The 24,274-nt window shown below is 71.4% G+C and carries 24 protein-coding genes; 16 read left to right on the top strand and 8 right to left on the bottom strand.

The annotated features are described in order from the left end of the window. The first annotated feature begins 18 nt into the window (after positions 1–18). The 4 genes from ACHFIV_RS00295 (at position 19) to ACHFIV_RS00280 (ending at position 4,655) form a co-directional block, all read left to right on the top strand. Positions 19–1,062 (top strand): LacI family DNA-binding transcriptional regulator, encoded by a 1,044-nt coding sequence (locus ACHFIV_RS00295; RefSeq protein WP_398961763.1) that lies wholly within the window; start codon positions 19–21, stop codon positions 1,060–1,062. Between the two features lie 94 nt (positions 1,063–1,156). Continuing rightward, on the top strand, positions 1,157–2,338 hold the full coding sequence (locus tag ACHFIV_RS00290) for a S1C family serine protease (protein ID WP_398961760.1): 1,182 nt from the start codon (positions 1,157–1,159) through the stop codon (positions 2,336–2,338). Between the two features lie 176 nt (positions 2,339–2,514). Then, positions 2,515–3,246, top strand: a complete 732-nt coding sequence (locus ACHFIV_RS00285) for a response regulator transcription factor (RefSeq protein WP_398961757.1) — start codon at positions 2,515–2,517, stop codon at positions 3,244–3,246. Next, positions 3,243–4,655 carry a HAMP domain-containing sensor histidine kinase gene (locus tag ACHFIV_RS00280; RefSeq protein ID WP_398961755.1) on the top strand — a complete coding sequence of 471 codons (1,413 nt, stop codon included), beginning with the start codon at positions 3,243–3,245 and terminating at the stop codon, positions 4,653–4,655. The genes ACHFIV_RS00285 and ACHFIV_RS00280 overlap by 4 nt, the downstream gene beginning before the upstream one ends. A 132-nt stretch (positions 4,656–4,787) precedes the next feature. On the opposite strand, the gene ACHFIV_RS00275 is transcribed toward ACHFIV_RS00280, so the two are convergent. Together ACHFIV_RS00275 and ACHFIV_RS00270 are read right to left on the bottom strand one after the other, a co-directional pair. Beyond that, entirely contained in the window at positions 4,788–5,234 is a 447-nt protein-coding gene (locus ACHFIV_RS00275; protein ID WP_398961752.1) for a helix-turn-helix domain-containing protein, read from the bottom strand. Positions 5,235–5,409: 175 nt separating this feature from the next. Further along, positions 5,410–5,781, bottom strand: a complete 372-nt coding sequence (locus ACHFIV_RS00270; protein ID WP_398961749.1) for a winged helix-turn-helix transcriptional regulator — start codon at positions 5,779–5,781, stop codon at positions 5,410–5,412. Positions 5,782–5,921: 140 nt separating this feature from the next. Between ACHFIV_RS00270 and ACHFIV_RS00265 the strand changes: the two genes are divergently transcribed. Next, a complete protein-coding gene (locus tag ACHFIV_RS00265; RefSeq protein WP_398961746.1) occupies positions 5,922–6,074 on the top strand; it encodes a hypothetical protein in 153 nt (50 codons plus the stop codon). Between the two features lie 7 nt (positions 6,075–6,081). On the opposite strand, the gene ACHFIV_RS00260 is transcribed toward ACHFIV_RS00265, so the two are convergent. The 6 genes from ACHFIV_RS00260 to ACHFIV_RS00235 all read right to left on the bottom strand — a co-directional run bounded on the left by ACHFIV_RS00260 (position 6,082) and on the right by ACHFIV_RS00235 (position 11,951). Further along, positions 6,082–7,014, bottom strand: coding sequence for a phosphatidylinositol-specific phospholipase C (locus ACHFIV_RS00260; RefSeq protein WP_398961744.1), 933 nt, complete (start codon positions 7,012–7,014; stop codon positions 6,082–6,084). Positions 7,015–7,090: 76 nt separating this feature from the next. Next, positions 7,091–8,035 (bottom strand): ABC transporter permease, encoded by a 945-nt coding sequence (locus ACHFIV_RS00255; protein WP_398961742.1) that lies wholly within the window; start codon positions 8,033–8,035, stop codon positions 7,091–7,093. An 11-nt stretch (positions 8,036–8,046) separates the two neighbouring features. Next, positions 8,047–8,988, bottom strand: a complete 942-nt coding sequence (locus ACHFIV_RS00250) for an ABC transporter ATP-binding protein (RefSeq protein ID WP_398961739.1) — start codon at positions 8,986–8,988, stop codon at positions 8,047–8,049. Then, entirely contained in the window at positions 8,985–9,383 is a 399-nt protein-coding gene (locus ACHFIV_RS00245; protein WP_398961736.1) for a transcriptional regulator, read from the bottom strand. The genes ACHFIV_RS00250 and ACHFIV_RS00245 overlap by 4 nt, the downstream gene beginning before the upstream one ends. After that, positions 9,380–9,868 (bottom strand): hypothetical protein, encoded by a 489-nt coding sequence (locus ACHFIV_RS00240; RefSeq protein WP_398961733.1) that lies wholly within the window; start codon positions 9,866–9,868, stop codon positions 9,380–9,382. Before ACHFIV_RS00240 ends, ACHFIV_RS00245 begins: the two co-directional genes overlap by 4 nt. 265 nt (positions 9,869–10,133) lie before the next feature. After that, positions 10,134–11,951, bottom strand: coding sequence for a bifunctional metallophosphatase/5'-nucleotidase (locus ACHFIV_RS00235; RefSeq protein WP_398961730.1), 1,818 nt, complete (start codon positions 11,949–11,951; stop codon positions 10,134–10,136). Positions 11,952–12,403: 452 nt separating this feature from the next. Between ACHFIV_RS00235 and mshD the strand changes: the two genes are divergently transcribed. The 11 genes from mshD to pstB all read left to right on the top strand — a co-directional run bounded on the left by mshD (position 12,404) and on the right by pstB (position 24,183). Beyond that, on the top strand, positions 12,404–13,327 hold the full coding sequence (gene mshD, locus ACHFIV_RS00230; RefSeq protein ID WP_398961727.1) for a mycothiol synthase: 924 nt from the start codon (positions 12,404–12,406) through the stop codon (positions 13,325–13,327). Positions 13,328–13,419: 92 nt separating this feature from the next. Then, positions 13,420–13,830 (top strand): GntR family transcriptional regulator, encoded by a 411-nt coding sequence (locus ACHFIV_RS00225; RefSeq protein WP_398961725.1) that lies wholly within the window; start codon positions 13,420–13,422, stop codon positions 13,828–13,830. Continuing rightward, the gene (locus ACHFIV_RS00220; RefSeq protein ID WP_398961722.1) at positions 13,827–14,726 is read left to right on the top strand and encodes an ABC transporter ATP-binding protein; all 900 of its coding nucleotides are present in this window, start codon (positions 13,827–13,829) and stop codon (positions 14,724–14,726) included. Before ACHFIV_RS00225 ends, ACHFIV_RS00220 begins: the two co-directional genes overlap by 4 nt. Further along, the gene (locus tag ACHFIV_RS00215) at positions 14,723–15,709 is read left to right on the top strand and encodes a hypothetical protein (RefSeq protein WP_398961719.1); all 987 of its coding nucleotides are present in this window, start codon (positions 14,723–14,725) and stop codon (positions 15,707–15,709) included. The genes ACHFIV_RS00220 and ACHFIV_RS00215 overlap by 4 nt, the downstream gene beginning before the upstream one ends. 272 nt (positions 15,710–15,981) lie before the next feature. Next, entirely contained in the window at positions 15,982–18,228 is a 2,247-nt protein-coding gene (locus tag ACHFIV_RS00210; protein WP_398961717.1) for an RNA degradosome polyphosphate kinase, read from the top strand. Next, on the top strand, positions 18,215–19,207 hold the full coding sequence (locus ACHFIV_RS00205) for a CHAD domain-containing protein (RefSeq protein ID WP_398961714.1): 993 nt from the start codon (positions 18,215–18,217) through the stop codon (positions 19,205–19,207). The genes ACHFIV_RS00210 and ACHFIV_RS00205 overlap by 14 nt, the downstream gene beginning before the upstream one ends. After that, on the top strand, positions 19,204–19,650 hold the full coding sequence (locus ACHFIV_RS00200) for an NUDIX hydrolase (RefSeq protein ID WP_398961712.1): 447 nt from the start codon (positions 19,204–19,206) through the stop codon (positions 19,648–19,650). Before ACHFIV_RS00205 ends, ACHFIV_RS00200 begins: the two co-directional genes overlap by 4 nt. 384 nt (positions 19,651–20,034) lie before the next feature. Then, a complete protein-coding gene (gene pstS, locus ACHFIV_RS00195; protein ID WP_398961709.1) occupies positions 20,035–21,168 on the top strand; it encodes a phosphate ABC transporter substrate-binding protein PstS in 1,134 nt (377 codons plus the stop codon). A gap of 133 nt (positions 21,169–21,301) precedes the next feature. Continuing rightward, positions 21,302–22,294 carry a phosphate ABC transporter permease subunit PstC gene (gene pstC / locus ACHFIV_RS00190; protein ID WP_398961707.1) on the top strand — a complete coding sequence of 331 codons (993 nt, stop codon included), beginning with the start codon at positions 21,302–21,304 and terminating at the stop codon, positions 22,292–22,294. After that, on the top strand, positions 22,291–23,379 hold the full coding sequence (gene pstA / locus ACHFIV_RS00185; RefSeq protein ID WP_398961705.1) for a phosphate ABC transporter permease PstA: 1,089 nt from the start codon (positions 22,291–22,293) through the stop codon (positions 23,377–23,379). The genes pstC and pstA overlap by 4 nt, the downstream gene beginning before the upstream one ends. 27 nt (positions 23,380–23,406) lie before the next feature. Further along, positions 23,407–24,183 carry a phosphate ABC transporter ATP-binding protein PstB gene (pstB, locus tag ACHFIV_RS00180; protein WP_398961703.1) on the top strand — a complete coding sequence of 259 codons (777 nt, stop codon included), beginning with the start codon at positions 23,407–23,409 and terminating at the stop codon, positions 24,181–24,183. Positions 24,184–24,274: the final 91 nt, after the last annotated feature.

Genomic DNA, 24,274 nt, shown 5'->3' with positions numbered 1-24,274 from the left:
CCGCGTAGACTGCCGCGCGTGGCCAAGGTGACGCGGGACGATGTGGCGAGACTGGCGGGGACCTCGACAGCGGTCGTCAGCTACGTCATCAACAACGGACCCCGGCCGGTCGCCCCGGCCACGCGCGAGCGGGTGCTGGGCGCGATCAAGGAGCTGGGCTACCGGCCCGACCGGGTCGCCCAGGCCATGGCCTCGCGGCGCACCGATCTCATAGGGATGATCGTGCCGGACGCCCGGCAGCCGTTCTTCGCCGAGATGGCGCACGCGGTCGAACAGGCGGCGGCCGAGCGCGGGAAGATGGTGCTCGTCGGGAACTCGGACTACCGGGACGAACGCGAGGTCCACTATCTGCGCGCCTTCCTCGGCATGCGGGTGTCCGGGCTGATCCTCGTCAGCCAGGGTCCCAGCGAGCGCGCGGCGGCCGAGATAGAGGCCTGGGACGCCCGCGTGGTCCTGCTGCACGAACGCCCCGAGGCGATCGACGACGTCGCGGTCGTCACCGACGACGTCGGTGGCGCCCAGCTCGCCACCCGCCATCTCCTGGAGCACGGCAACGCCTATGTGGCGTGCCTCGGTGGCATGGAGTCGACCCCGGTGGTCGGTGACCCGGTCGCCGACCACATCGAGGGATGGCGCCGGGCGATGCAGGAGGCCGGGCGGCCGACGGAGGGCCGGCTCTTCCACGCCCCGTACAACCGCTACGACGCCTACCAGGTGGCCCTGAAGCTGCTCTCCGGTCCCGACAGGCCCCCGGCGATCTTCTGTTCCACGGACGACCAGGCCATCGGCGTGCTCCGGGCCGCGCGCGAGCTCCGCATCGACGTGCCGGGTGAGCTCGCGGTCGCGGGCTTCGACGACGTGAAGGAGGCGGGGCTCACCGACCCGCCGCTCACGACGGTCTTCTCGGACCGCCCGGCCATGGCCCGGGCGGCCGTGGACCTGGTCCTCGACGACTCCCTGCGGGTCTCGGGGTCGCGGCGCGAGCGGCTGAAGCAGTTCCCGTCCGCGCTGGTGGTGCGCCGGTCGTGCGGCTGCGGTGAACCGACCGTGACCGGGCCGTAGCGACACGCTTCCTCATATCGGGCATACGAGGTTCTGCCGGGCTTCTCAGGACGTACTCAGGCTGCTCTCATGTTCGCTGGCCACTCTCGGGGACATGACCGACAGCCACCGCCCGAGCGGCGAGTCCCCGATGCCCCACTCGAACGACGACGGTTCGTACGACGACGGCGCCCACGGCACGGGTCCGTACGGCAGCACGTCGCACGGGACCGGTCCGTACGGCAGTGCCGCGTACGGCGGTGGCGAGCGGGCCTGCCCGCCACCGCCGGCCTACGGCCCCGGGCAGGGGACCGCCGGGACGCCCACGACCACCCACACCTGGCCGGCCCCGGCGCCCCAGCCCCTCACGTCCGCCGGCACCCCGAGGCCCGAGCGCCGGGTCAGGCGGCCGTTCGCCCTGCTGACCGCGGTGGCCATCGCCGCCGCGGCCATCGGCGGGGGCACCGCCACCCTCGTCGGCGAACTCTCCGGTGGCGGCTCCGGCAGCACCGGCACCGGCGGCGCCGTCAGCGGCACCACCGTCTCGCAGAGCAGCGCCGGCACCGTCTCCGGTGTGGCGGAGGCCGTGTCGCCGTCCATCGTCGAGATCAGCGCGACGTCCTCGTCGGGCGAGGCCACCGGCTCCGGGGTCGTCATCACGGCGGACGGCGAGATCGTCACCAACAACCACGTCATCGCCGGTGCCTCCGCGATCGAGGTGGCCCTCAGCACCGGCAGGACGTACACGGCCGACGTCGTCGGAACGGACCCCGACAAGGACCTGGCGCTCATCGAGCTCCGGGGCGCGAGCGGGCTGAAGACGGCCTCGCTCGGCGACTCCTCGTCGGTGAAGGTCGGCGACCAGGTCGTGGCGATCGGCTCCCCCGAGGGCCTGACCGGCACGGTGACCAGCGGCATCGTCTCCGCCCTGGACAGGGACGTGACGGTCGCCAAGGACGAGGACCAGAGCCAGGGCCAGCAGCAGCAGCAAGGGCAACAGGGCGGCCAGAACTGGCCGTTCGAGTTCGGCGGGCAGCAGTTCAACGGTGACACGGGCTCGTCGAAGACGACGTACAAGGCCATCCAGACCGATGCCTCGCTCAACCCGGGGAACTCCGGCGGCGCACTGATCAACATGAACGGCAAGATCATCGGCATCAACTCCGCGATGTACTCACCCAGTTCCTCCAGCGCCTCGGGCAGTACGGCGGCGGGCAGCGTGGGCCTCGGCTTCGCCATCCCGGTCGACACGCTCAAGGCCGACCTGGACGCCCTGCGGGCCGGCGGCGGCTCCTGACGGGGGCGCCCCCTGCACCGGCTCCCGTCCCGTGGCCGCCGTCCCCGCTCCCGCCGGCCCGGTATCCGCAGCGGTGCCGGTCCGTGGGCGACGTGCCGCGCGACGCCGTGCGGTGGCCGTGCGAGGCTGAGAGCCCGGCAGACAGCACCGGCACGAAGGAAGAGGACGAAGAAGCGATGAGCCCCGCCGAAGACGGTCCGCAGCGCGTCCTGATCGTCGACGACGAACCCGCCGTGCGCGAGGCACTGCAGCGCAGTCTCGCGTTCGAGGGGTACGGGACGGAGGTGGCCGTGGACGGCTACGACGCCCTGGCCAAGGCCGAGTCGTACGCCCCCGACCTGATCGTCCTGGACATCCAGATGCCCCGCATGGACGGCCTCACCGCCGCCCGGCGCATCCGGTCCACCGGGTCGACCACACCCATCCTGATGCTCACCGCCCGCGACACCGTGGGCGACCGGGTCACCGGCCTCGACGCCGGCGCCGACGACTACCTCGTCAAGCCCTTCGAACTGGACGAGCTCTTCGCCCGCATCCGGGCCCTGCTGCGCCGCAGCTCCTACGCCGTCGCCGCGGGCGGGCCCCTCCCCGACGACGACGTCCTGTCCTTCGCCGACCTGCGCATGGACCTGAGCACCCGCGAGGTCACCCGGGGGACCCGGCGGGTGGAGCTCACCCGCACCGAGTTCACCCTGCTCGAGATGTTCCTGGCCCACCCCCGTCAGGTGCTGACCCGCGAGCAGATCCTCAAGGCGGTCTGGGGCTTCGACTTCGAGCCCAGCTCCAACTCCCTGGACGTGTACGTGATGTACCTGCGCCGCAAGACGGAGGCGGGTGGCGAGCCGCGTCTCGTCCACACGGTGCGGGGCGTCGGCTACGCCCTTCGTTCCGGCGGCGGTGACGGGTGACCGGCCTTCCCCGCCGGCTCCGCGCGCTGCCGCTCCGCTCACGGCTGGCCCTGCTGGTCGCCGCGGCGGTGGCCGTGGCGGTCACCGCGGTCGCCGCCGCCTGCTGGTTCGTGACGCGGGAGCAACTGGAGGGGCAGCTGGACGATTCACTGCGCAACTCCCCGACCGTCGACAAGTCCTACGTGACGGAGCTCCTGGCCAGTTGCAGGGGTGCGGGGCGCGGTCCGCTGCGTTCGCCGGGCTCCTACTCCCTGCAGATCATCGACGCGTCCGGCACGGTCTGCGCCGGCCCCGAGGCGTCCCGGATCACGCCGACGGAAGAGGATCTGGCCGTGGCAGGCGGCAAGCGCCGGGACGTGCTGTACTCGGCCACCGACGCCGACGGCCAGAAGATGCGGGTGTACACCTACGGCCTGGAGCTGCGCCCTTCCGGTGAGGTCTACGCCGTGTCGGTGGCGCGCCCCGAGAAGGAGGTCACCGGCCCGCTCTCCACCCTCGCCTGGGTCCTGGTCCTGGTCGCCGGCATCGGTGTCGTCGGTGCCGGCGCCGCCGGACTGTGGATCGCCCGCACGGGGCTGCGCCCGGTCGACGACCTCGCCCGCGCCGTCGCCCACGTGGCGGAGACCGAGGACCTCACCATCCGTATCCCCGCCGAGGGCGAGGACGAGATCGCCCGGCTCTCACGCTCGTTCAACTCCATGGCCGGCTCCCTGGCCACCTCCCGCGACCGTCAGTCGCAGCTCATCGCGGACGCGGGCCACGAACTGCGCACCCCGCTCACCTCGCTCCGTACGAACATCGAGCTGCTCGCCCGGAGCGACGACACGGGCCGTGCCATCCCGCCCGACGACCGCAAGGCCCTCATGTCCTCGGTCAAGGCCCAGATGACCGAACTGGCCGCCCTCATCGGCGACCTCCAGGAGCTCTCCCGCCCCGACGCCACCCAGCCCGGCCCCCTCCAGGTGGTCGCGCTGCACGAGATCACCCGGAACGCCCTGCGGCGCGCCCGGCTGCGTGGCCCGGAGCTCACCATCACCGCCGACCTGGCGCCCTGGTACGTACGCGCCGAGCCGGCGTCCCTGGAGCGAGCGGTCGTCAACGTCCTGGACAACGCGGTGAAGTTCAGCCCGGCGCGCGGGACGGTCGAGGTCGTCCTGCACCGTGGGGAACTGACCGTACGGGACCACGGCCCCGGCATCCCGGCCGAGGACCTCCCGCACGTCTTCGACCGCTTCTGGCGCTCCCCCTCCGCCCGCCAGCTCCCCGGCTCCGGTCTCGGCCTGTCCATCGTCGCCCGCACGGTCCAGCACGCGGGCGGCGAGGTCGCCCTGCGGCCGGCGGCCGAAGGCAGCGGCACGGTGGCCTCGATCAGACTCCCGGGCGCACCGACGCCGCCACCGGGGGTGTGAGCGAGCCGGGGTTCAGAGCCGACGGCGGAATTCGGCCGCGAACTGCGGGGCACCGCCGGCGTCCAGCCTGTCCAGCAGACCATGCAGGTCACGTGGCGCGCGCCGGCAGCGTCGACTCAGCCGATTCCGCGCTCAGTTGTCGTACAGATCCGCATCTTCGGTCACCCGAACCAGTTCGTCCAGCCCGTGTTTGCGCTGTGAACGCCTCTTCTCCTTGTAGGTGAGGACATCAGCCAGCAGCACCCGACGGTGTCTGCCCGGACGCGAGAACGGGACATCTCCCTCATCGAGGATCTTGACGAATGTGGGTCGGCTGATTCCCAGCAGGTCGGCGGCCTCTTGTGTGGTGAGCGTGGTGTTCACCGGGGCGACAGTCACCGCCTTGCCCTCCGACAGCGCTCGCACCACCGTCATGAGCGCCTCGTAGACCTCCGGGGGGATGGTGCGCGTGCTGCCGTCCGGGCCGCGCAGCAGGGCAGGCTCGGTTGCTTGTGGCGTGCGGTCGAGGAAGGCGCAGAGCTCGGCGATCTCTGCTCGATGCTCGGGTAGGAGAGTGCGGGCCGCAAAGGTTCCGTGCATGCTTCTGTCTCCTTTTGGGTCACCTCAGCATCGCACAATTCGAAAGAAACGAAAGCAGGGAAGCAGCCCTGCATCCCACACGCCTTCGACCGTTTCCGGCACTCCCCCTCCGCCCGCCGGCTCCCCGGCTCCGGGGGTGCGGGCGAACCGGGGTCGAGGGCCGACGGCGGGGCCGCTATCCCGTGCCGCGCGGTGACAGCTGTCGCGTGATCCGGTCGAACAGCTCCGTCAGCGGCTCACCGACGTCCCGGCCGAACTCGGTCAGCCCGTAGGTGACCTGCGGCGGCGTCGTCGGCTCGACCTTCCGCCAGACCAGGCCGTCCTCGACCAGCGCGCGCAGGGTCTGGGAGAGCATCTTCTCGCTGATGCCCTGGATGCTCTCGCGCAGCTCGTGGAACCGGAGGCCGTTGCTCCGCAAGGAGATCAGCACCCAGACACCCCACCTGCTGGTCACGTGGTCGACCATGTCGCGCGTGGGACAGTCGGTGGGAAACACGTCGCACTGTTCCCCGGCCACTGCCCGATTGCGCTGCACGCCTCCTCTCATGTCATGAACTGGACGTCCAGCAGGTCCTCGGCCGAGCCCCGCGCCCCTTCGCCGACTGGGCCGCCCGCAACGTCGCCGCGTTCCGCTGAGGCCGGCCGGCCCGTCCGGAACCGCTCCTCGTACTCGGCGATCCCCTGCTGATGCCCGAGGAGCTCGCCGTGCGGCCGGCTCCGGCCGGCCGCACCGCCCGGAAGGTGGCCGCCCACTACGCCGAGGACCCCGACGACGCGCTGGGCCTCTACGGGACCCGGTTGTGCGCCTACGCCGCCGGGCGGGCCGCCCTTTCGGCGTAGTGGCCCCTCAGCCGGCCGGATTGTGCCGGATCAGCGACTCCACCAGCCCCGAGCGGGTCGCGGGGTAGTCCAACGGTACGATCCCGAGCCCGGTCCAGCCCGCCGCCTCCGCCCCGTCCAGGAAGGCGTGCACCTGCGGGTTGAGCCGGTCCGAGTTCCAGCGCGGCGGCAGCAGGGCGGCGGTGCTCACGTAGTTCACGAACAGCTTGCCGGGCTGCTGCGCGGCCCTGCGGAACTGGGTCACGATCTTCGGGTACTTGGCGAACGGCTCCGCCATGTAGTCGTCCTGGACGTCGAAGAGCGCGGAGTCGGCGTACCGCACACCCGGGAGACCACCGTTGTCGGCGAGCAGCACGACCTTGCCGCGCGCCCCGCCCAGGTCGGGGAGCGTGGGGTCGAGGCGGAGGAGCGACCGCCAGCCCTTGCCGTCGAGGTACAGGTCGAAGATCCTCCGGAACGCGGCGTCGCTCTCCTCCGAGTACTCCTGTTTGACTCTCATCAGGACCGTCTCGGACGGCCGGGCGGCCAGGAAGTCCCGGCAGGCGGTCAGGACGTCGTCGAAGTTCAGGCGCTGGTACGACGCTCCGTGGTGGATCGCGAAGGCGTCGCCGCTGATCCGGCAGCGGATGTCCAGGAAGCGGATGCCGCTGTCGAGCTGCTCGGCGACCGTCGTGTTCTGGCACGCCGTCCAGAGGCCACCGTGGCGCGCGCCCGAGTTGTGTGTCCCCGGGATCGTGAGGCGGCGCAGCGGGGTGCTGTCCGCGAGTGCGCCCATCCAGTCCTGGGTGCCGCGCACCGAACGCGAGACCGCGCCCGCCGTACCCGGTACGGCACTCAGCAGGGCACCCGCGGTGAGGCCCGCCGCTCCTGTCAGGAAGCGCCGACGGTCGATACCGCGGCTGCCGTTGTCGCTTCGCCCGGTCGCGCTCAGGGTCACCATGGACCGGATTATGGCGCGTACAGAACAACCAGGGAATGGGGCGTCCCACGAGGCCGGCGCCCTCGCGGGACGGCGCCTACGCGGCCTTCGCCCCGCCCTGCTCCGCCTTGCGCAGACGTGCCGTCATCCGGGAGCCGGATTCCCTGCGAGCGGCGCGGCGCAGGAGGGGGATCGCGAGGAGGAAGCCGATGACCACCCAGGCGGTCAGCACCAGGGCGACCATGGGCAGCTCCCATGAGCCCGCCGGCTCGGCGGCCTGCGCGGAGTCCGGCAGCAGCGCGGAGCGCAGCCCCTGCGCCATCCACTTCAGCGGGAAGAGGGAGGCCACCTGCTGAACCGGCACGGGAAGCACGGTGATCGGGAACACCGCCCCGGAGGTGACGAGCAGTCCCATCGTGGGCAGCATGATCAACGCCAGCGCCTCGCGCGGGTTGGGCAGCACGGCGCCGATGGCCGCCCCCAGCGGTACGACCGCCAGCAGCCCGAGGGTGGTGACCCACGCGAGCGTCAGCCAGTCACCGGGCCCGCGCGGCAGCGGCCCGTCCGCCACCAGCGCCGTGGCCGCCAGGAGCAGGGCCAGCGAGCCGACCGCCGTGACGACCACCAGCAGGCACTTGGCGATGAGGTAGGCCGGAATCCCGCCGGGCGTGGCACGCAGCCGCAGCAGGGCACCCTCCTCCCGCTCCGTCACGAGCATCTGCGGAAGGCTGATCAGCCCGGCCTGGAACAGCAGGTAGGCGGCGAAGCCCGCGATCACGAGATGGGACATCGGCGTCTGGGTACCGGGCACGTCGTCGTCGATGTACACGGCGACCAGCAACGCGACGACGACGTTGGTCAGATGGCCCGACAGCTCCTTCGGGTTGCGCAGCAGGTGCCGCAACTCGATGCCGCCCCGGAGGAAGCCGGCCCGCCAGTAGGCGCGGGTGGGGCGGGACCTCTTCGCCCCGCTCGGTGCGTCGTTCACTTCCACCACATCTGCCACGTCCGCCACACCGGCCTCGTCCGCCTTCCCGGTCATGCTCGTCCCCTTCATACGGCCCGTGCCTCTCCGGCCACGGACTCGCCCGCGCCGCCGTCCTCGCGGTGCACCATGTGCAGGTAGGTGTCCTCCAGCGTCGGGCGGCGCACCTCCAGGCCGGCGATCGGGCCCGCCGCGTCCTGGTGGAGTTCCCAGACCAGCCGCGAGGGGTCCTCCGTGCGTTCGCGCCGGGAGGTCCCGTCGTCGTCCGTCCAGCGGACCTCCGCCTGCGCGGCGGCCCGCCGGGCCAGTTCCGCCGGGGTTCCGCAGGCCCGGATCCGGCCGCCGACCAGCATGGCGATCCGGTCGGCGAGCCGCTCGGCCTCCACCAGGTCGTGCGTGGTGAGCAGCACGGTGACGCCTTCCTCACGGGCCAGCCGCTCGACCAGGAGATGGAACTCGTGCCGCGCCTCCGGATCGAAGCCGGTGGTCGGCTCGTCCAGGAAGAGGAGTTCGGGGCGGCCGACGATGCCGAGGGCGACGTCGAGCCGCCGTCGCTGGCCACCGGAGAGCCGGTCCACCTGCTGCCCCGCCTGGCCGGTGAGGCCCACGAGGTCCAGCAGCCCTGCCGGGTCACGCGGATCGGGGTAGTACGTGGCGAAGTGCGTCAGGAGCTCGGCGACCCGCCAGCGGCGGTGATCGCGCCAGGACTGCAGGACCAGTCCGATCCGGCCGCGCCAGGCGTCGTCGCCCCGCTCCGGGTCCGCACCGAGGACGCTGACCTCGCCCGAGGAACGCCGCCGGAAGCCCTCCAGGATCTCGACCGTGGTGGTCTTCCCGGCGCCGTTGGGCCCGAGCAGCGCGAACACCTCGCCCTGGTGGATGTCCAGGTCGATGCCGTGGAGGACGTCGACGTCGCCGTACGCCATGGTCACCCCGCGTGCCCGGATGACGGGCCGGGCGGTCGTGCCGGGCGGTGCCGGCCGTACGGGTGTGGGCCTGAGTGCCGTCATCGTCCTGCCTCCGCGTGGTGCTGCTGCCGTGGTGCCGCCCCGGTCGCGGCCGTCACCGTGCCGCCGTCAGCCGCAGGGCCGGCCGGCGCCGCGGCGGACCCGGCGGCGCCCTCGACGATCGCCCTGAGCGCCGCCACGTGGCCGTCGAAGGCGGCGCGGCCACGGTCCGTCAGCCGTACCTTCGTGCGCCGCTTGCGTCCGCCCCCCTCCTTGTGGAGCTCCAGGTATCCGGCCTCTTCCAGGGTGTGCAGCTGTTTGGAGAGCGCGGAGTCACTGAGCGAGAGGCTGTCGCGGACGAACGCGAAGTCCGCCCATTCGGTGGCGGCGAGCAACGCGGCCACCGACAGCCGGGTGGCGGGATGGATCAGCTCGTCGAAGCCGGCGGGGGTGCTCATCGACCCGCCCCCTCGCCGACGCGCAGGGAGTCGGCGACCCAGCGGCGCGCCGGCCCGACGAACAGCAGGAACACGGCCGCCGAGGCCGTGGCCTGGATCAGACCGGCGGCCATCGGCTCCAGCCCGCCGGCCAGGTGACCGGACAGCAGAGTCGTCCCGCCGGTCAGCACCGCCCCCGTGACGAACAAGGCCGACATCCGCCGGTTGCAGCGGGAGTGGTGCAGCCTCATCCGGCTCCTGCGACCCCAGATCACGGCCACCGCCCCCAGCAGCGCCACGTACACGACGAGGGACAGCAGGACGCCCCACAAGGGCAGGTCGAGGCCTTGGCCCGCCAGGAAGACCCACATGACCGCGGCCGTCGCGTAGGCAGCGCCGGGGCCGCCGGACGCGCTCCGCTCGATCTCGTCGTACACCCGCTCCTGCGGCACGCGGATGCGTTGCAGGTCGTTCCATGCCTGTTCGGCATCCACCGGCGTGCTCACGGCTGTCGCCTCCCCTGACGTTCCGGGACGGCCGGGGCACTCACCCCAGCTCGACTTTCCTGCTGGGAAAGTTACCTTCGGCTTTCCCGAGGGGCAAGCTTTCCTGGCAGGCAAGTCGAAGACGTGCCCGTCGGCCGCCGCGGCGGCGACCCGCGCCGGACGCGCGACGGCCCCGAACCCTTGAGGGCTCGGGGCCGTGGAGAGACGCGTGCCGGCGCCGTCGGACCGGCGGGCGGTGACGGCTGTGCCGTGCGCCCCGGCCTGACTACTGCACGATCGTGATCCGGTCGGTGGCCGGCGGGGCCAGCGGGGCGGAAGCGGTCGAGTGCGCCGCCAGATAGGCGTTGAACAGGTCCAGGTCGGACGGGCCGACCAGCTTGTTCGTGCCCTGACCGAGAGCGGCGAAGCCGTCGCCGCCGCCCGCGAGGAACTCGTTCATCGCGACGCGGTACGTCTTCGCCGGGTCGATCGCCTCCCCGTTCAGACGGATCGTGTCCGCCACCACCCGGTCGGCGCCCGACTTCGTCAGGTCCAGGGTGTAGGTGAGGCCCTCCGAGACCTGGAGGATCTTCGGCGACGCCGCGTTGGAGCCGCTGACCTGCTGCTGGAGGGCGGTCACCAGCTGGGCGCCGGTCAGGTCGACGACGTTCATCATGTTGGTGAACGGCTGGACGGTGAACGCCTCGCCGTACGTCACCACCCCGTCACCCTCACTGCCGGACGCCGCGTACACCAGGTCGGAGCGGATACCGCCCGGGTTCATGAACGCGACGACGGCGCCGCCCTTGTCCGCCGGGGCCAGGCCCTCGAGCTGGGCGTCGGCGATCACGTTGCCGAGCGGCTTCTCGAGTGCCGTGGAGCCGCGGCCGTCGATGTCGGCGGAGACGAAGCCCTGCGGGCGGCCCGCGATCGGGGCGGCGATCTTGTTCCAGCGGGTGATGAGCGTCGTCATGTCGTCAGCCGGGTCCTGGGACCGGCTGACGACGTGGTTCGCCGACTGCACCGACGTACGGACGATGTCCTTGGTGCGGCGGTCGTAGGTGAGGGTCGTGTCCGTGTAGACCTTGCCGAACGAGGAGGCCGAGGTGACCATGCGCGGCTCGCCGGACGGGTCCGGGACCGTGCACACGTACGCCTGGTGGGTGTGACCGGTGACCAGGGCGTCGACCTTCGGCGTGATGCCCTTGGCGATGTCGACGATCGGTCCTGAGATGCCGTCACCGGCGCCCGGGCTGTCGCAGTCGTAGTTGTACGAGGAGGAGGCCGGGGCCCCGCCCTCGTGGATCAGCGCCACGATGGACTTGACGCCCTGCCGGTCCAGCTCCTTGGCGTACTTGTTGACCGTCTCGATCTCGTCGTGGAACTTCAGGCCCTTGACGCCGTTGGCCGTGACGATGTTCGGCGTGCCCTCCAGGGTCACACCGATGAAGCCGATCCTGACGCCGTTCTTCTTCCACACCGTGTACGGCTTGAGGACCGGCTTACCGGTCTTCTCGTTCGTCACGTTGGCCGCGAGGTAGGGGAAGTCCGCACCCTCGAACTTCCTGCCCTTCTCGTAGCACCCCTCGACCGGGTGGCAGCCGCCGTTCTGCAGGCGGGCCAGCTCCGTGGCCCCCTCGTCGAACTCGTGGTTGCCCACGGCCGTGACGTCGAGGTCGAGCCCGTTGAGCGCCTCGATGGTGGGTTCGTCGTGGAAGAGCCCCGACAGCAGCGGGCTCGCGCCCACCAGGTCACCGCCGGCCGCGGTGACGGAGTACGGGTTGCCCTTGCGCGCGGTACGCAGCGAGGTGGCGAGGTACTCGACGCCACCGGCCGGTACCCCCTTCACCGTGCCGTCGGCCTGCGTCTCGTTGACCGTGCCGGCGGAGCCGGCCGGCGGCTCCAGGTTGCCGTGGAGGTCGTTGAAGGAGAGCAGCTGCACGTCGACGGTGCGGGACGGGTGGCCGTGGCCATGACCGTGCCCACGGTCGTGGGCGCCGGCCGGCATCGCGGCGACGAGCGCGCCGACGGTGACCAGTCCGGCCGTCGCGGCGAGCACCCGCCTGGGCACACGGTTCTTCTGCGGATGCGGAGTCGCTGACATCGGTCCCCTTCGAGTCTCTGGATCCTGCGTGCCGCAGCCTAGAGTCAACGCGCGTAGCGCGACAGATATCCGGGGTTACGAACTGGTTGCCATGGCGCCGGAAAGGGACCGATCACCCGCAGGGCGTACACATACCAGCAGAAACGTCACCGCACGCGTACGTGCCGAAAGCATGCGCCCGGAGGACAACGCACTCATGGCCGGCACGGCGGTGCCGGCACGGCGGTGCCGGCCCGGCAGCGGGTCGAGCTGCCCCGGGCTTCTACGGGATAGCAGCACGTACGCGAGCCGTCGCCCGGCCGTACGAGAGCTGATGCCCGGCTCGGACGGCCTCTCCCGCGCCACCCGGGAGGTCCTGCGCCGCGAGGGGTGACGGGAGGGCGGCGGCGACCGCGAGGGAGCGCGCCACGACGTGCCCCGGCCTTCCGCCCCCGCCCCGTACGCTCGTAGCCATGACGACTGACGCACCCCTCCCCTCCCCCGGGCGCGAGATCGAGACCCTCGACGCGCTCACCCCCGAGCAGGCGGACGCCGTCCTCGCCCTCCTCGCCGAGGCCGCCGGGACCGACGGCCGGCAGGCCGTCTCCGAGCAGGGCCGGTTGCAGTTGAGGGGCGGACACCGTGAGGGCGTCAGGCATTTCCTGCTCACCGTCAACGGCGAACTGGCCGGGTACGCACAGCTGGAGGACACCGACCCCGTCGAGGCCCCGGCCGCCGAGCTGGTCGTGACCCCCGCCCACCGGGGCCGGGGGCACGGCCGGGCCCTGGGCGCCGCGCTCCTCGCAGCGACCGGGAAGAGGCTGCGGGTCTGGGCGCACGGCGGCAAGTCGGCCGCCCGGCACCTCGCGCAGGTGCTCGGCCTCTCCCTCTTCCGTGAGCTGCGCCAGCTGCGCCGCCCCCTGACCGACCTCGACATCGCCGAACCGGCCCTTCCGCCAGGCGTCACCGTCCGCACCTTCGTGCCGGAGCAGGACGACGCGGCCTGGCTGTCCGTCAACAGAGCGGCGTTCGCCCACCACCCCGAGCAGGGCTCCCTCAGCCAGCGGGACCTGGACGACCGCAAGGCCGAACCCTGGTTCGACCCGAAGGGCTTCTTCCTCGCCGAGCGGGACGGCGCGATCATCGGCTTCCACTGGACGAAGGTGCACGACGAGGACGAGCTCGGCGAGGTCTACGTCGTCGGCGTCCTCCCCGACGCCCAGGGGGGCGGGCTCGGCAAGGCGCTCACCGCGATCGGGCTGCGGCACCTGGCCTCCCGGGGGCTGCCGACCGCGATGCTCTACGTGGACGCGGACAACCCGGCCGCCCTCTCGGTGTACGAGCGGATGGGCTTCACCACGCACGAGGTCGACCTGATGTACCGCACGGAGTCCTGACCAGGAACAACCACCATAGGGGCGGCGTCATTTGACTCCGCCCCTCCCTTACGCCACCCTTTCACTACTCAATTAGTGAAAGGGTGGTGCAGATGGCAGGATCCGCAGCGGTCGAGTTCCGCATCGACCGGCGCAGCGGCGTCGCCACCTACCTGCAGATCGTGCAGCAGACCAAGCAGGCGCTCCGCCTGGGTGTGCTGGAGCCGGGAGACCGACTGCCGACGGCCCGTGAGGTCGTCGAGGCCACGGCGATCAATCCGAACACCGTGCTCAAGGCCTACCGCGAGCTGGAACGCGAAGGCCTCGTCGAGGCCCGTCGCGGCCTCGGCACCTTCGTCCGCCGCACCCTGGGCAGCGCCGCGGTCACCGGCGACGCGCCCCTGCGCGCCGAACTCACCGCCTGGACCCGCAGGGCCCGCGCCGCGGGACTGGACAAGGACGACGTGAGCGCGCTCTTCACCGACGTACTGGACAGCACATTCAAGGGGGACCAGGACTCATGACAGGCGCCGCGATCGAGGCGAACGGCCTCGGTATGACGTACGGACGGAAGCGGGGGTGGGCCCTGCGCGACTGCTCGTTCCGGCTGCCCGCAGGACGGGTCTGCGCCCTCGTCGGGCCCAACGGAGCCGGGAAGTCGACGCTGCTCGCCCTCACCGCCGGCCTGCTCCGGCCCACCGAGGGCTCGGTGCGCGTCCTCGGCACCGGCCCCGAGGAGGCACGGCCCCGCATCGCCTACGTCTCCCAGGACAAGCCGCTGTATCCCCAGCTCACCGTGGCCGACACCCTGTGGGCCGGGGCCGAGCTCAACCCCGCCACCTGGGACCGTGAGGCCGCCGCCCGGATCGCCGGCCCCCTCCCTCAGGAGGCGAAGGTCCGGGCGCTCTCCGGCGGGCAGCGCACCCGGCTCGCCCTCGCGCTCGCACTGGGCAAGCGGCCCGGACTGATGCTGCTGGACGAGCCGATGGCCGACCTCGACCCTCTCGCCCGCCACCAGCTGATGGGCCTCCTGATGGCCGAGGCCGCCGAGAACGCCACCACCATCGTGATGTCCTCCCACATCCTCACCGAGCTCGAAGGCTCCTGCGACTACCTCCTGTTCGTCGACGGCGGCCGGGTCCGGCTCGGCGGCGAGAGCGAGGACATCGTGGCCGCACACGCCCTGGTCACCGGGCAGCTCCGTGACCTCGCCCCGCACACGGTCGTCGAGTCCCGCACGACGGGACGTCAGCTCACCGCGCTCGTACGCACGGAGGGCCCGGTGGATCCCGCCGACTGGGACGTCACACAGCCCTCCCTGGAGGAACTGCTGCTCGCCCACCTCCGCTCCCCGGAGGCACCGCCGCTGCTCACCCCCAGCGCGTCCAACGAACCGGCCCGGACGGTGGCAGCCGCATGAGCACTCTCACCCCCCTGCGCGGCCCCGCCCGCGTCGTCGTACGCCAGCACCGCAGCACCCTGCGCGTCGCGGGGCTCCTCGCCCTGGCGGGAGCCGTCGCCGTCATCGGGTTCGCACTGTGGGCGTCCCACGTCATCGACAGTTTCGAGGCCGGTTCCTGCGAGGCCTCGGGCCTCTCGGGCCCCGCGTGCGACCAGCGGATCGTGGACTTCAGCGGGTCGATGTCCTTGTTCCAGCGCGAGCTCACGTGGGCCGGGCTGGTCCTGACGGTTCTGCCCGGGCTCGTGAGCGCGTTCGTCGCCGGCCCTCTGATCGCCCGGGAGCTGGAGAGCGGCACCTACAGAGTGGCCTGGACCCAGTCCGTCACGCCCACCCGCTGGCTGGTGGCCAAGCTCTCCGTGCCCACCGTGTTCCTCGTCGCCGGCGTGACCGTGCTGTCCACCGTCCTCGCCTGGGCACAGACGCGGACGGCCACCGACTACACGGTCGACTGGTTCGACGCCCCGGTCTTCGGCGCGACCGCTCCCGTGGTCATCGGCTACACCCTGCTCGGCATCGCCGTCGGCGCGCTCACGGGCCTGCTCGTGCACCGCACCGTGGCCGCGATGACGGTGGCCGTCGTCGTCACCGGCGCGGTGACGGCCGCGCTCGTGTCCCTGCGAAGCAGCCTCTGGCCCCTGCGGACCACGATCGGCGCGACCGACGGACGCCTGGACGTCCCCGTCGAGTCCTGGGTGCTCGACCTCGGCCGCGTCACCGCGAGCGGCGACCGGCTGCCCACGGACGTGTGCTGGCGGGGCGGCGCGAGCGAGGCGCAGGAGGCCCGCTGCATGGCCGACCGCGACATCACCGGCTGGTTCGTCGACCACCACCCGCCCTCCCACCTCTGGCCCCTCCAGCTCGTCGAGACGGGCATCCTGCTCGCCCTGGCCGCCCTGGCCGTCGTCGTCGCCTTCCGGGTCCTGCGCCGCCGCACCGCCTGAGAACCCCCCTCCTGCCCGGGCCCCGGGGGAGCCCGGGCAGGAGGGGCAACCGCGGTGGGAAAGGGGGCGGCACCCGCAGTCACACCGCTTCCTGTACGTCATGTCACCGTTACCGGCCATTCAGACAGCCTTGCGACCCTCACGGGATGCAGCCAGCTGTGCCCGCCCCCCGCGACGGGAGCGGCCCCCGCCCAGGGCCCGCTCCCGCCTCTTCCGCGATCTTTACGGGCTCCGACGCGCCTGAGGAGCCGATCACGCGGAAGAATAGGTCCATGAGCCAGCAGCCCAGCTCCGAGGTCCCGGTCCAGCCCACGCAGCCGTCGGTCGGCTCCCTCGCCGCCCACCGGCCGCACGCCGTCGCGGGCCCGGTGCCCACAGCTCTGTCCACAGCCGCCGATCTGGATCCCGATCTGGACAACGACGCTGACGCGTACGAACCCGAGACCGACGGCGACGAGCTGCCGCAGGGCCGTTTCCTCGACCGGGAGCGCAGTTGGCTCGCATTCAACGAACGTGTTCTCGAGCTCGCCGAGGACCCCTCCACACCGCTGCTCGAACGGGCCAACTTCCTCGCGATCTTCGCCTCGAACCTGGACGAGTTCTTCATGGTGCGGGTCGCCGGCCTGAAGCGCCGTATCGCGACCGGTGTCGCCACCCGCTCAGCCTCCGGACTGCAGCCCCGCGAGGTCCTCGACCTCATCTGGACCCGCTCCCGCGAGCTCATGGCACGCCACGCCGCCTGCTACCAGCAGGACGTGGCGCCCGCCCTGTCCGACGAGGGCATCCAGCTCGTCCGCTGGCCCGACCTGACCGAGAAGGAGCAGGCCCGCCTGTTCACCTTCTTCCGGCAGCGGGTCTTCCCCGTGCTGACCCCGCTGGCCGTCGACCCCGCGCACCCGTTCCCGTACATCTCCGGGCTCTCGCTGAACCTCGCGGTCGTGGTGCGCAACCCCGTCAGCGGCCACCGGCACTTCGCCCGCGTCAAGGTGCCGCCGCTGCTCACCCGCTTCCTGGAGGCGTCCCCGCAGCGTTACGTCCCGATAGAGGACATCATCGCGGCGCACCTCGAGGAGCTCTTCCCGGGCATGGAGGTCCTCGCCCACCACATGTTCCGGGTCACCAGGAACGAGGATCTGGAGGTCGAGGAGGACGACGCGGAGAACCTGCTCCAGGCCCTGGAGAAGGAACTCATGCGGCGCCGCTTCGGCCCGCCGGTCCGCCTGGAGGTCGAGGAGTCCATCGACCCGTACGTCCTGGACCTGCTCGTCCGCGAGCTGAACATCTCCGAGACCGAGCTCTACCCGCTGCCGGGGCCGCTCGACCTCACGGGACTGTTCGGCATCGCGTCGCTGGACCGGCCCGAACTGAAGTACCCCAAGTTCATCGCCGGCACCCACCGCGATCTCGCCGAGGTCGAGTCCGCGTCCGCGCCCGACATATTCGCCGCCCTGCGCGAACGCGACGTCCTGCTGCACCACCCGTACGACTCCTTCTCCACCTCCGTCCAGGCGTTCCTGGAGCAGGCGGCGGGCGATCCCGACGTCCTCGCGATCAAGCAGACCCTCTACCGGACCTCGGGCGACTCACCGATAGTGGACGCCCTGATCGACGCGGCCGAATCCGGGAAGCAGGTACTCGTCCTCGTCGAGATCAAGGCACGCTTCGACGAGCAGGCCAACATCAAGTGGGCCCGCAAGCTGGAGGAGTCGGGCTGCCACGTCGTCTACGGACTCGTCGGCCTCAAGACCCACTGCAAGCTGTCCCTCGTCGTCCGCCAGGAGGGCGACACGCTGCGCCGCTACTCCCACGTCGGCACCGGCAACTACCACCCCAAGACGGCACGCCTCTACGAGGACCTCGGTCTGCTGACCGCCGACCCGCAGGTCGGGGCGGACCTCTCCGACCTCTTCAACCGGCTCTCCGGCTACTCCCGCCGCGAGACCTACCGCCGGCTGCTCGTCGCCCCCAAGTCCCTGCGGGACGGCTTGATCGCCCGCATCAACAAGGAGATCACCCACCACCGCGCCGGCCGCCCCGCCTACGTACGCATCAAGGCCAACTCGATGGTCGACGAAGCGGTCATCGACGCCTGCTACCGGGCGGGGCAGGCGGGCGTGCCGGTCGACATCTGGGTGCGCGGCATCTGCGCGCTCCGCCCCGGCGTCAGCGGGCTCTCCGAGAACGTCCGGGTCCGCTCGATACTGGGCCGCTTCCTCGAACACTCCCGGGTCTTCGCCTTCGGCAACGGCGGCGAGCCCGAAGTGTGGTTCGGCAGCGCCGACATGATGCACCGCAACCTCGACCGCCGGATCGAAGCACTGGTCCGCGTCACCGACCCCGCGCATCGCGCCGCCCTCAGCAGGCTCCTGGAGACAGGCATGTCGGACACCACCGCGTCCTGGCACCTGGGCCCCGACGGCAACTGGACCCGGCACTCCACGGATGCGGACGGGCAGCCCCTGAGGCACGTGCAAGAGATGCTCATTGACGCCCGGAGGCGCCGGCGTGCGACGCCCTGACCACCCCACGACGACCCTCTCCGCGGAGGCCGTCCTCGCGCCCTATCTGCGCGAACAGGCCGCCTGCTTCCTGCGGGGCCTGCGGCTGCACCGCGAGCACAGCGCATCCGCGGACGCCGGCACCCGGAGCGCCGACGAGGCGGCCCGCGCGCTGCGTCACGCGGCACGCAGGATCAGCGGCACGCTCCACACCTTCCGGGGAGCGCTCGAACCGGCCTGGGCGGACCAGCTCCGCGCGGAACTGGCCTGGCTCTCCGGCACGCTGGCCCGCGAACAGGCGTACGCCACCCGGCTCGGCCGGCTCCTGGAGGCACTGCACCAGCTCTCGGGAGCCTCCCTCCCGGCAGCCCGCTCCTCGTCCCCGGGGGACGGCCAGGCCGGGGACGACAAGGAGCGGGCGGCGCTCGGGGTCGGCGCGGCCCGCGCGGGAGCGCTCCTGGAACGCCGGCTGACCCTCGCCCGGACCCGGGCGCACTCGGCGGCGCTCCAGGCGCTGGGCTCCTCCCGCTTCCACGCCGTCGCGGACGCCGTCGCGCTGCTCGCCTCGGACGTCCCCCTGTCGCCCTCGGCCTCGGGACCGCCCGCCGTGGTGCTGCACGCCCCGGCCGAGCTGGCCGAACAGCGGATGCTGGACGCGGTGGCCGCACTCCCGCCCGACGGGTCGGTCGAACCGTACAACGAGGCCCATGACGCCCTCTGGCACCAGGCCCGCCTGCTGCTGCGGCTGCACCGGTACGCCCACGAGATGCTGCGGGGATCCCCCGACCCGGCCCTGTCCGGGCCGGGACACGCCCTGGACCTGCACCGGGATGCCGCGGAGGCCGCCGCCGCGGCGTCGGCCGCGGCGCGTACCCCGCGCATCGCCCCGACGACCGCGTACGCCCTGGGGGTGCTCCACGCCGACCAGCGGCACGAGGTGGAGGCCTCGCGCTCCGTGTTCCGCGAGGCCTGGCCGTACACGGCGGTGAGCGCGTCGTGAGCGATCCCGTCCTGGCAGCGGGCTGCGTGCTCTGGCGCCGGTCCCCGGACGGTGGCGGCCTGGAGATCTGCCTGGTCCACCGCCCCCGCTACGACGACTGGTCGTTCCCGAAGGGCAAGCTGAAGCGCGGCGAGACGGCGCTGGAGGCGGCCCTGCGCGAGGTCCTGGAGGAGACGGGTCACCCCTGCGCGCCGGGCGTCGCCCTCCCGACGGCCCGGTACACGGCGAACGGGCGCCCCAAGGAGGTCAGCTACTGGGCTGCGGAGGCGGCGGACGGCACCTTCGTGCCCAACGACGAGGTCGATGAGCTGGCGTGGCTCCCTCCCGGCTCCGCCCGCGCCCGCCTGAGCCGTCCCGGTGACCGCGTCCAGCTGGACGCCTTCCTGCGCGCCGGCCCGCCGGATCAGGACCCCTCCGACGGTTCCGCACACATGAGCGGCTGATTCGCGCCCTTCCGCGGCTGCGGGCCCTCCCGCGCTCCGGACCCGCGCGGCGACCGAGGGCCCTTCCGTACCCGCGCCCCGCAGCAGTAACCCGTGGCCGGGCCGGGCGCACAGGCCCGGCGGATGGCCGGCCGGACCCGTGTGCCCGGCCCGGTACGCACCCCGTTACGCGCCCCGGCCCGCCGGTGCCACACGGCGGAACCGACGGAACCAGCCCGCCCAGCACGGTTCACCTGCCGTTCACTCTGCCCCGTAGGGCGCTTCACCTGTTCTGCCTAATTTCGGACGTACACGGTGCACGGCGCCAAGCCGCCGCACCATTCCTCATCGCACGCCGCCTCGCCCCCACCAGCCGCGGCGGCTCCTGGAAGGAACACCCCGAAAGTGAAGCTTCAGCGCAAGAACCGGCTTCGTGCCACCGCGCTCGGTGCCCTCGCCGTCTCCGGCGCCCTGGTCCTCACGGCGTGCGGTTCGGACGACAACACCGGCACCGACGCGGAAGGCGGCAAGACCAGCGCCGCCGCGTCGGACATCAAGTGCGACGGCGCCGAGGGCCAGCTGCGCGCTTCCGGCTCCAGCGCCCAGAAGAACGCGATGGACCTCTGGGTCAAGAACTACATGGCCGCCTGCTCCGGCGTGGAGATCAACTACAGCTCCTCCTCCTCCGGTGAGGGCATCGTCGCGTTCAACCAGGGCACCGTCGGTTTCGCCGGCTCCGACTCGGCCCTGAAGCCCGAAGAGGTCGCCGAGTCGAAGAAGATCTGCAAGACGGGCCAGGGCATCAACCTCCCGATGGTCGGCGGCCCGATCGCGGTCGGCTTCCACCTCGAGGGCGTCGAGAGCCTGACCCTGGACGCCTCCACGCTCGCCAAGATCTTCGACACGAAGATCAAGAAGTGGAACGACCCGGCGATCGCCGCGCTCAACGAGGGCGTCAAGCTCCCCGCCAAGGACATCCAGGCGTTCCACCGCTCCGAGGACTCCGGCACCACCCAGAACCTCGGCAAGTACCTCAACGCCGCGGCTCCGAGTGACTGGAAGTACGAGGCCGAGAAGAAGTGGCCGGCCCCCGGTGGCCAGGCCGCGTCCGGTTCCTCCGGCGTCGCCAGCCAGGTGAAGGCCGTCGACGGCTCCATCGGCTACTTCGAGCTGTCGTACGCCAAGTCGCAGCAGATCACCACCGTCGACATCGACACCGGTGGCGCCGCGCCGGTCGAGGCGACCTCGGAGAACGCCTCCAAGGCCATCGCCGCCGCCAAGGTCAAGGGCACCGGCAAGGACCTGGCGCTCGACCTCGACTACACCACCAAGGCCGAGGGCGCCTACCCGCTCGTCCTGGTGACGTACGAGGTCGTCTGCGACACCGGCAACAAGGCCGACACCCTCGGCACCGTCAAGTCCTTCCTGACCTACACCGCCTCCGCGGACGGCCAGAAGGTCCTGACCGAGGCCGGCTACGCCCCGATCCCCGAGGCCATCAACGCGAAGGTCCGTGAGACGGTCGCCGGCCTGAAGTAACCGGCCCGCACGACACGCACGCACAGGCGGGCCGGTCCGGCGCACCCCTCCGGACCGGCCCCCACCGCCCCACCCCATCCGGTGCACCGCCGCCAGGGGAGCCAGCCGCTCCCCCACACAGACCGGAAAGACCATGGCTTCCACCACACCGCTCGACATCCCACCGGCTCCGCCGGGAACACGCAGCCGCCCCAGGTCCACCGGGCGCGCGGGCGACAAGGTCTTCCTGGGCCTCTCACGCGGCTCGGGCATCCTGCTGCTCGTGATCATGGCCTCGATAGCCGTCTTCCTCAGCTACCGCGCCTTCCTCGCCATCTCGAAGGACGAGGGGAACTTCCTCACCACCTTCGACTGGAACCCGGCCGGTGACCCGCCGGTCTTCGGCATCGCGGTCCTGCTCTTCGGCACCGTCGTCAGCTCGATCATCGCGATGGTCATCGCGGTTCCGATCGCTGTCGGCATCGCCCTCTTCATCTCGCACTACGCGCCGCGCAAGCTGGCCGCCCCCCTCGCCTACGTGATCGACCTCCTCGCCGCGGTGCCCAGCATCGTCTACGGCATCTGGGGCGCCCTCGTCCTCGTCCCGTACCTGGAGGGCCTGAACCTCTGGCTCGACCAGTTCTTCGGCTGGACGTACATCTTCGAGAAGACCGAGATCGGCGTCCCCCGCTCGCTCTTCACCGTCGGCATCCTGCTCGCGATCATGATCCTGCCCATCGTGACCAGTGTCAGCCGCGAGGTCTTCCTCCAGGTCCCGAAGATGAACGAGGAAGCCGCCCTCGCCCTCGGCGCCACCCGCTGGGAGGTCATCCGCCTCTCGGTGCTGCCGTTCGGCCGCTCCGGCATCATCTCGGCCTCGATGCTCGGCCTGGGCCGCGCGCTCGGCGAGACGATGGCCGTCGCCACGGTCCTGTCGCCGAGCTTCCTCATCTCGCTGCACGTGCTCAACCACGGCGGCGGAACCTTCGCCCAGAACATCGCGGCCAAGTTCGGTGAGGCCGACGAATTCGGACGCGACGCCCTGATCGCCTCGGGCCTCGTCCTGTTCGTCCTCACCCTGCTGGTCAACGGCGCGGCCCGGCTCATCATCGCCCGCCGCAAGGAGTACTCGGGGGCCAACGCATGACCCACGTCATCAGCACGGACGTCCAGGACGGCCGTCCACGGACCTCGCCGGAACCCGGCAAGGGCGGCCTCAGCAGCCGCGCTCTTCCCCGCTGGTCCCCGCTCGGCTTCGCCGCCGTGGCCATCGCGCTCGGTGTGGGGGTCTCCCTGGCGGCCGGCTGGCACAGCCGCGTCCAGTGGGGCCTGCTCTCGGCCCTGCTGTTCCTGGCCATCTCGTACGTCACCACGACCGTGGTCGAGAACCAGCGCCAGGCCAAGGACCGCCTCGCCACCAGCATCGTCTGGGTGTGCTTCCTCGTCGCCGTCGTGCCGCTCGCCTCGCTGCTCTGGACCACCATCAGCCGCGGCGTCGAACGCCTCGACGGCTACTTCCTCACCCACTCCATGGCGGGCGTCCTCGGCCCCGAGGCCAGCGGCGGCGTCTACCACGCGCTGATCGGCACGCTGGAGCAAGTGGGTATCGCCACGGTGATCTCCGCCCCGCTGGGCCTGCTGACCGCGGTCTACCTGGTGGAGTACGGCAAGGGCTCGCTCGCCAAGGCCGTCACCTTCTTCGTCGACGTCATGACGGGCATCCCGTCCATCGTGGCCGGTCTGTTCATCCTGTCGATCATGCTGATGGCCGAGCTCGAGCCGTCCGGCCTCATGGGCGCCCTGGCCCTGACCATCCTGATGCTCCCCGTCGTGGTCCGCTCCACCGAGGAGATGCTCAAGCTCGTCCCCAACGAGCTCCGCGAGGCCTCCCTCGCGCTCGGCATCCCGAAGTGGCGCACCATCCTGAAGGTGGTCCTCCCCACCGCGATCGGCGGCATCACCACGGGTGTCATGCTCGCCATCGCCCGGATCGCGGGAGAGACCGCACCGATCATGCTGCTCGTCTTCGGCAGCCAGCTGATCAACACCAACCCCTTCGAAGGCGCCCAGTCCTCACTGCCGTTCTACATCTACGAGCAGTACAAGGTCGGCGAGGCCGCGTCCTACGACCGCGCCTGGGCCGCAGCACTGGTGCTGATCGCCTTCGTCATGATCCTCAATCTGGTGGCCCGCGGCATCGCCCGCTGGAAGGCCCCGAAGACCGGCCGCTGAGGCCACTCAGAAAGCAGTTGATTCCCCATGGCCAAGCGCATCGACATCGGCGGCCTCACCGCCTACTACGGCTCCCACAAGGCCATCGAGGACATCTCGATGACCGTGGAGCCCCGCTCCGTGACCGCCTTCATCGGCCCCTCCGGCTGCGGTAAGTCCACCTTCCTGCGCACCCTGAACCGCATGCACGAGGTCACCCCCGGCGGCCGCGTCGAGGGCAAGGTGCTGCTGGACGACGAGAACCTGTACGGTCCCGGCGTCGACCCGGTCACCGTGCGCCGTACGGTCGGCATGGTCTTCCAGCGTCCGAACCCCTTCCCGACCATGTCGATCTTCGACAACGTCGCGGCGGGCCTGCGACTGAACGGCTCGTACCGCAAGAGTGAGCTGTCGGACGTCGTCGAGAGGTCCCTCAAGGGCGCCAACCTCTGGAACGAGGTCAAGGACCGCCTGAACAAGCCCGGCTCCGGCCTCTCCGGCGGCCAGCAGCAGCGTCTGTGCATCGCCCGCGCGATCGCCGTCGAGCCGGACGTGCTGCTGATGGACGAGCCGTGTTCCGCCCTCGACCCGATCTCGACCCTCGCCATCGAGGACCTGATCGGCGAGCTGAAGGAACGCTTCACGATCGTCATCGTGACGCACAACATGCAGCAGGCGGCACGCGTCTCGGACCGTACGGCCTTCTTCAACCTCTCGGCGGTGGGCAAGCCGGGCCGGCTGATCGAGATCGACGAGACGGAGCGGATCTTCTCCAACCCGTCCGTGCAGGCGACCGAGGACTACATCTCGGGCCGCTTCGGATAACCACAGACGGCCTTGGGGTGCTGCATGGCGGTGCCACCACAAGGCGAAGGGTCCGCCCCCGTTCTCCACAGGAGAGCAGGGGCGGACCCGT

Source organism: Streptomyces sp. ALB3, from assembly GCF_044385685.1.
Taxonomy (GTDB): domain Bacteria; phylum Actinomycetota; class Actinomycetes; order Streptomycetales; family Streptomycetaceae; genus Streptomyces.
The sequence above is the reverse complement of the archived record's forward strand: the minus strand, read 5'-3'. Positions and strand labels throughout refer to the sequence as shown.

Coding starts and splice junctions, on each gene's coding strand:
- ACHFIV_RS00290 (WP_398961760.1), top strand. CDS start 1,157: ATGACCGACAGCCACCGCCCGAGCGGCGAGTCCCCGATGCCCCACTCG.
- ACHFIV_RS00285 (WP_398961757.1), top strand. CDS start 2,515: ATGAGCCCCGCCGAAGACGGTCCGCAGCGCGTCCTGATCGTCGACGAC.
- ACHFIV_RS00275 (WP_398961752.1), bottom strand. CDS start 5,234: ATGCACGGAACCTTTGCGGCCCGCACTCTCCTACCCGAGCATCGAGCA.
- ACHFIV_RS00270 (WP_398961749.1), bottom strand. CDS start 5,781: ATGAGAGGAGGCGTGCAGCGCAATCGGGCAGTGGCCGGGGAACAGTGC.
- ACHFIV_RS00265 (WP_398961746.1), top strand. CDS start 5,922: ATGCCCGAGGAGCTCGCCGTGCGGCCGGCTCCGGCCGGCCGCACCGCC.
- ACHFIV_RS00260 (WP_398961744.1), bottom strand. CDS start 7,014: ATGGTGACCCTGAGCGCGACCGGGCGAAGCGACAACGGCAGCCGCGGT.
- ACHFIV_RS00255 (WP_398961742.1), bottom strand. CDS start 8,035: ATGACCGGGAAGGCGGACGAGGCCGGTGTGGCGGACGTGGCAGATGTG.
- ACHFIV_RS00250 (WP_398961739.1), bottom strand. CDS start 8,988: ATGACGGCACTCAGGCCCACACCCGTACGGCCGGCACCGCCCGGCACG.
- ACHFIV_RS00245 (WP_398961736.1), bottom strand. CDS start 9,383: ATGAGCACCCCCGCCGGCTTCGACGAGCTGATCCATCCCGCCACCCGG.
- ACHFIV_RS00235 (WP_398961730.1), bottom strand. CDS start 11,951: ATGTCAGCGACTCCGCATCCGCAGAAGAACCGTGTGCCCAGGCGGGTG.
- mshD (WP_398961727.1), top strand. CDS start 12,404: ATGACGACTGACGCACCCCTCCCCTCCCCCGGGCGCGAGATCGAGACC.
- ACHFIV_RS00225 (WP_398961725.1), top strand. CDS start 13,420: ATGGCAGGATCCGCAGCGGTCGAGTTCCGCATCGACCGGCGCAGCGGC.
- ACHFIV_RS00220 (WP_398961722.1), top strand. CDS start 13,827: ATGACAGGCGCCGCGATCGAGGCGAACGGCCTCGGTATGACGTACGGA.
- ACHFIV_RS00215 (WP_398961719.1), top strand. CDS start 14,723: ATGAGCACTCTCACCCCCCTGCGCGGCCCCGCCCGCGTCGTCGTACGC.
- ACHFIV_RS00210 (WP_398961717.1), top strand. CDS start 15,982: ATGAGCCAGCAGCCCAGCTCCGAGGTCCCGGTCCAGCCCACGCAGCCG.
- pstC (WP_398961707.1), top strand. CDS start 21,302: ATGGCTTCCACCACACCGCTCGACATCCCACCGGCTCCGCCGGGAACA.
- pstA (WP_398961705.1), top strand. CDS start 22,291: ATGACCCACGTCATCAGCACGGACGTCCAGGACGGCCGTCCACGGACC.
- pstB (WP_398961703.1), top strand. CDS start 23,407: ATGGCCAAGCGCATCGACATCGGCGGCCTCACCGCCTACTACGGCTCC.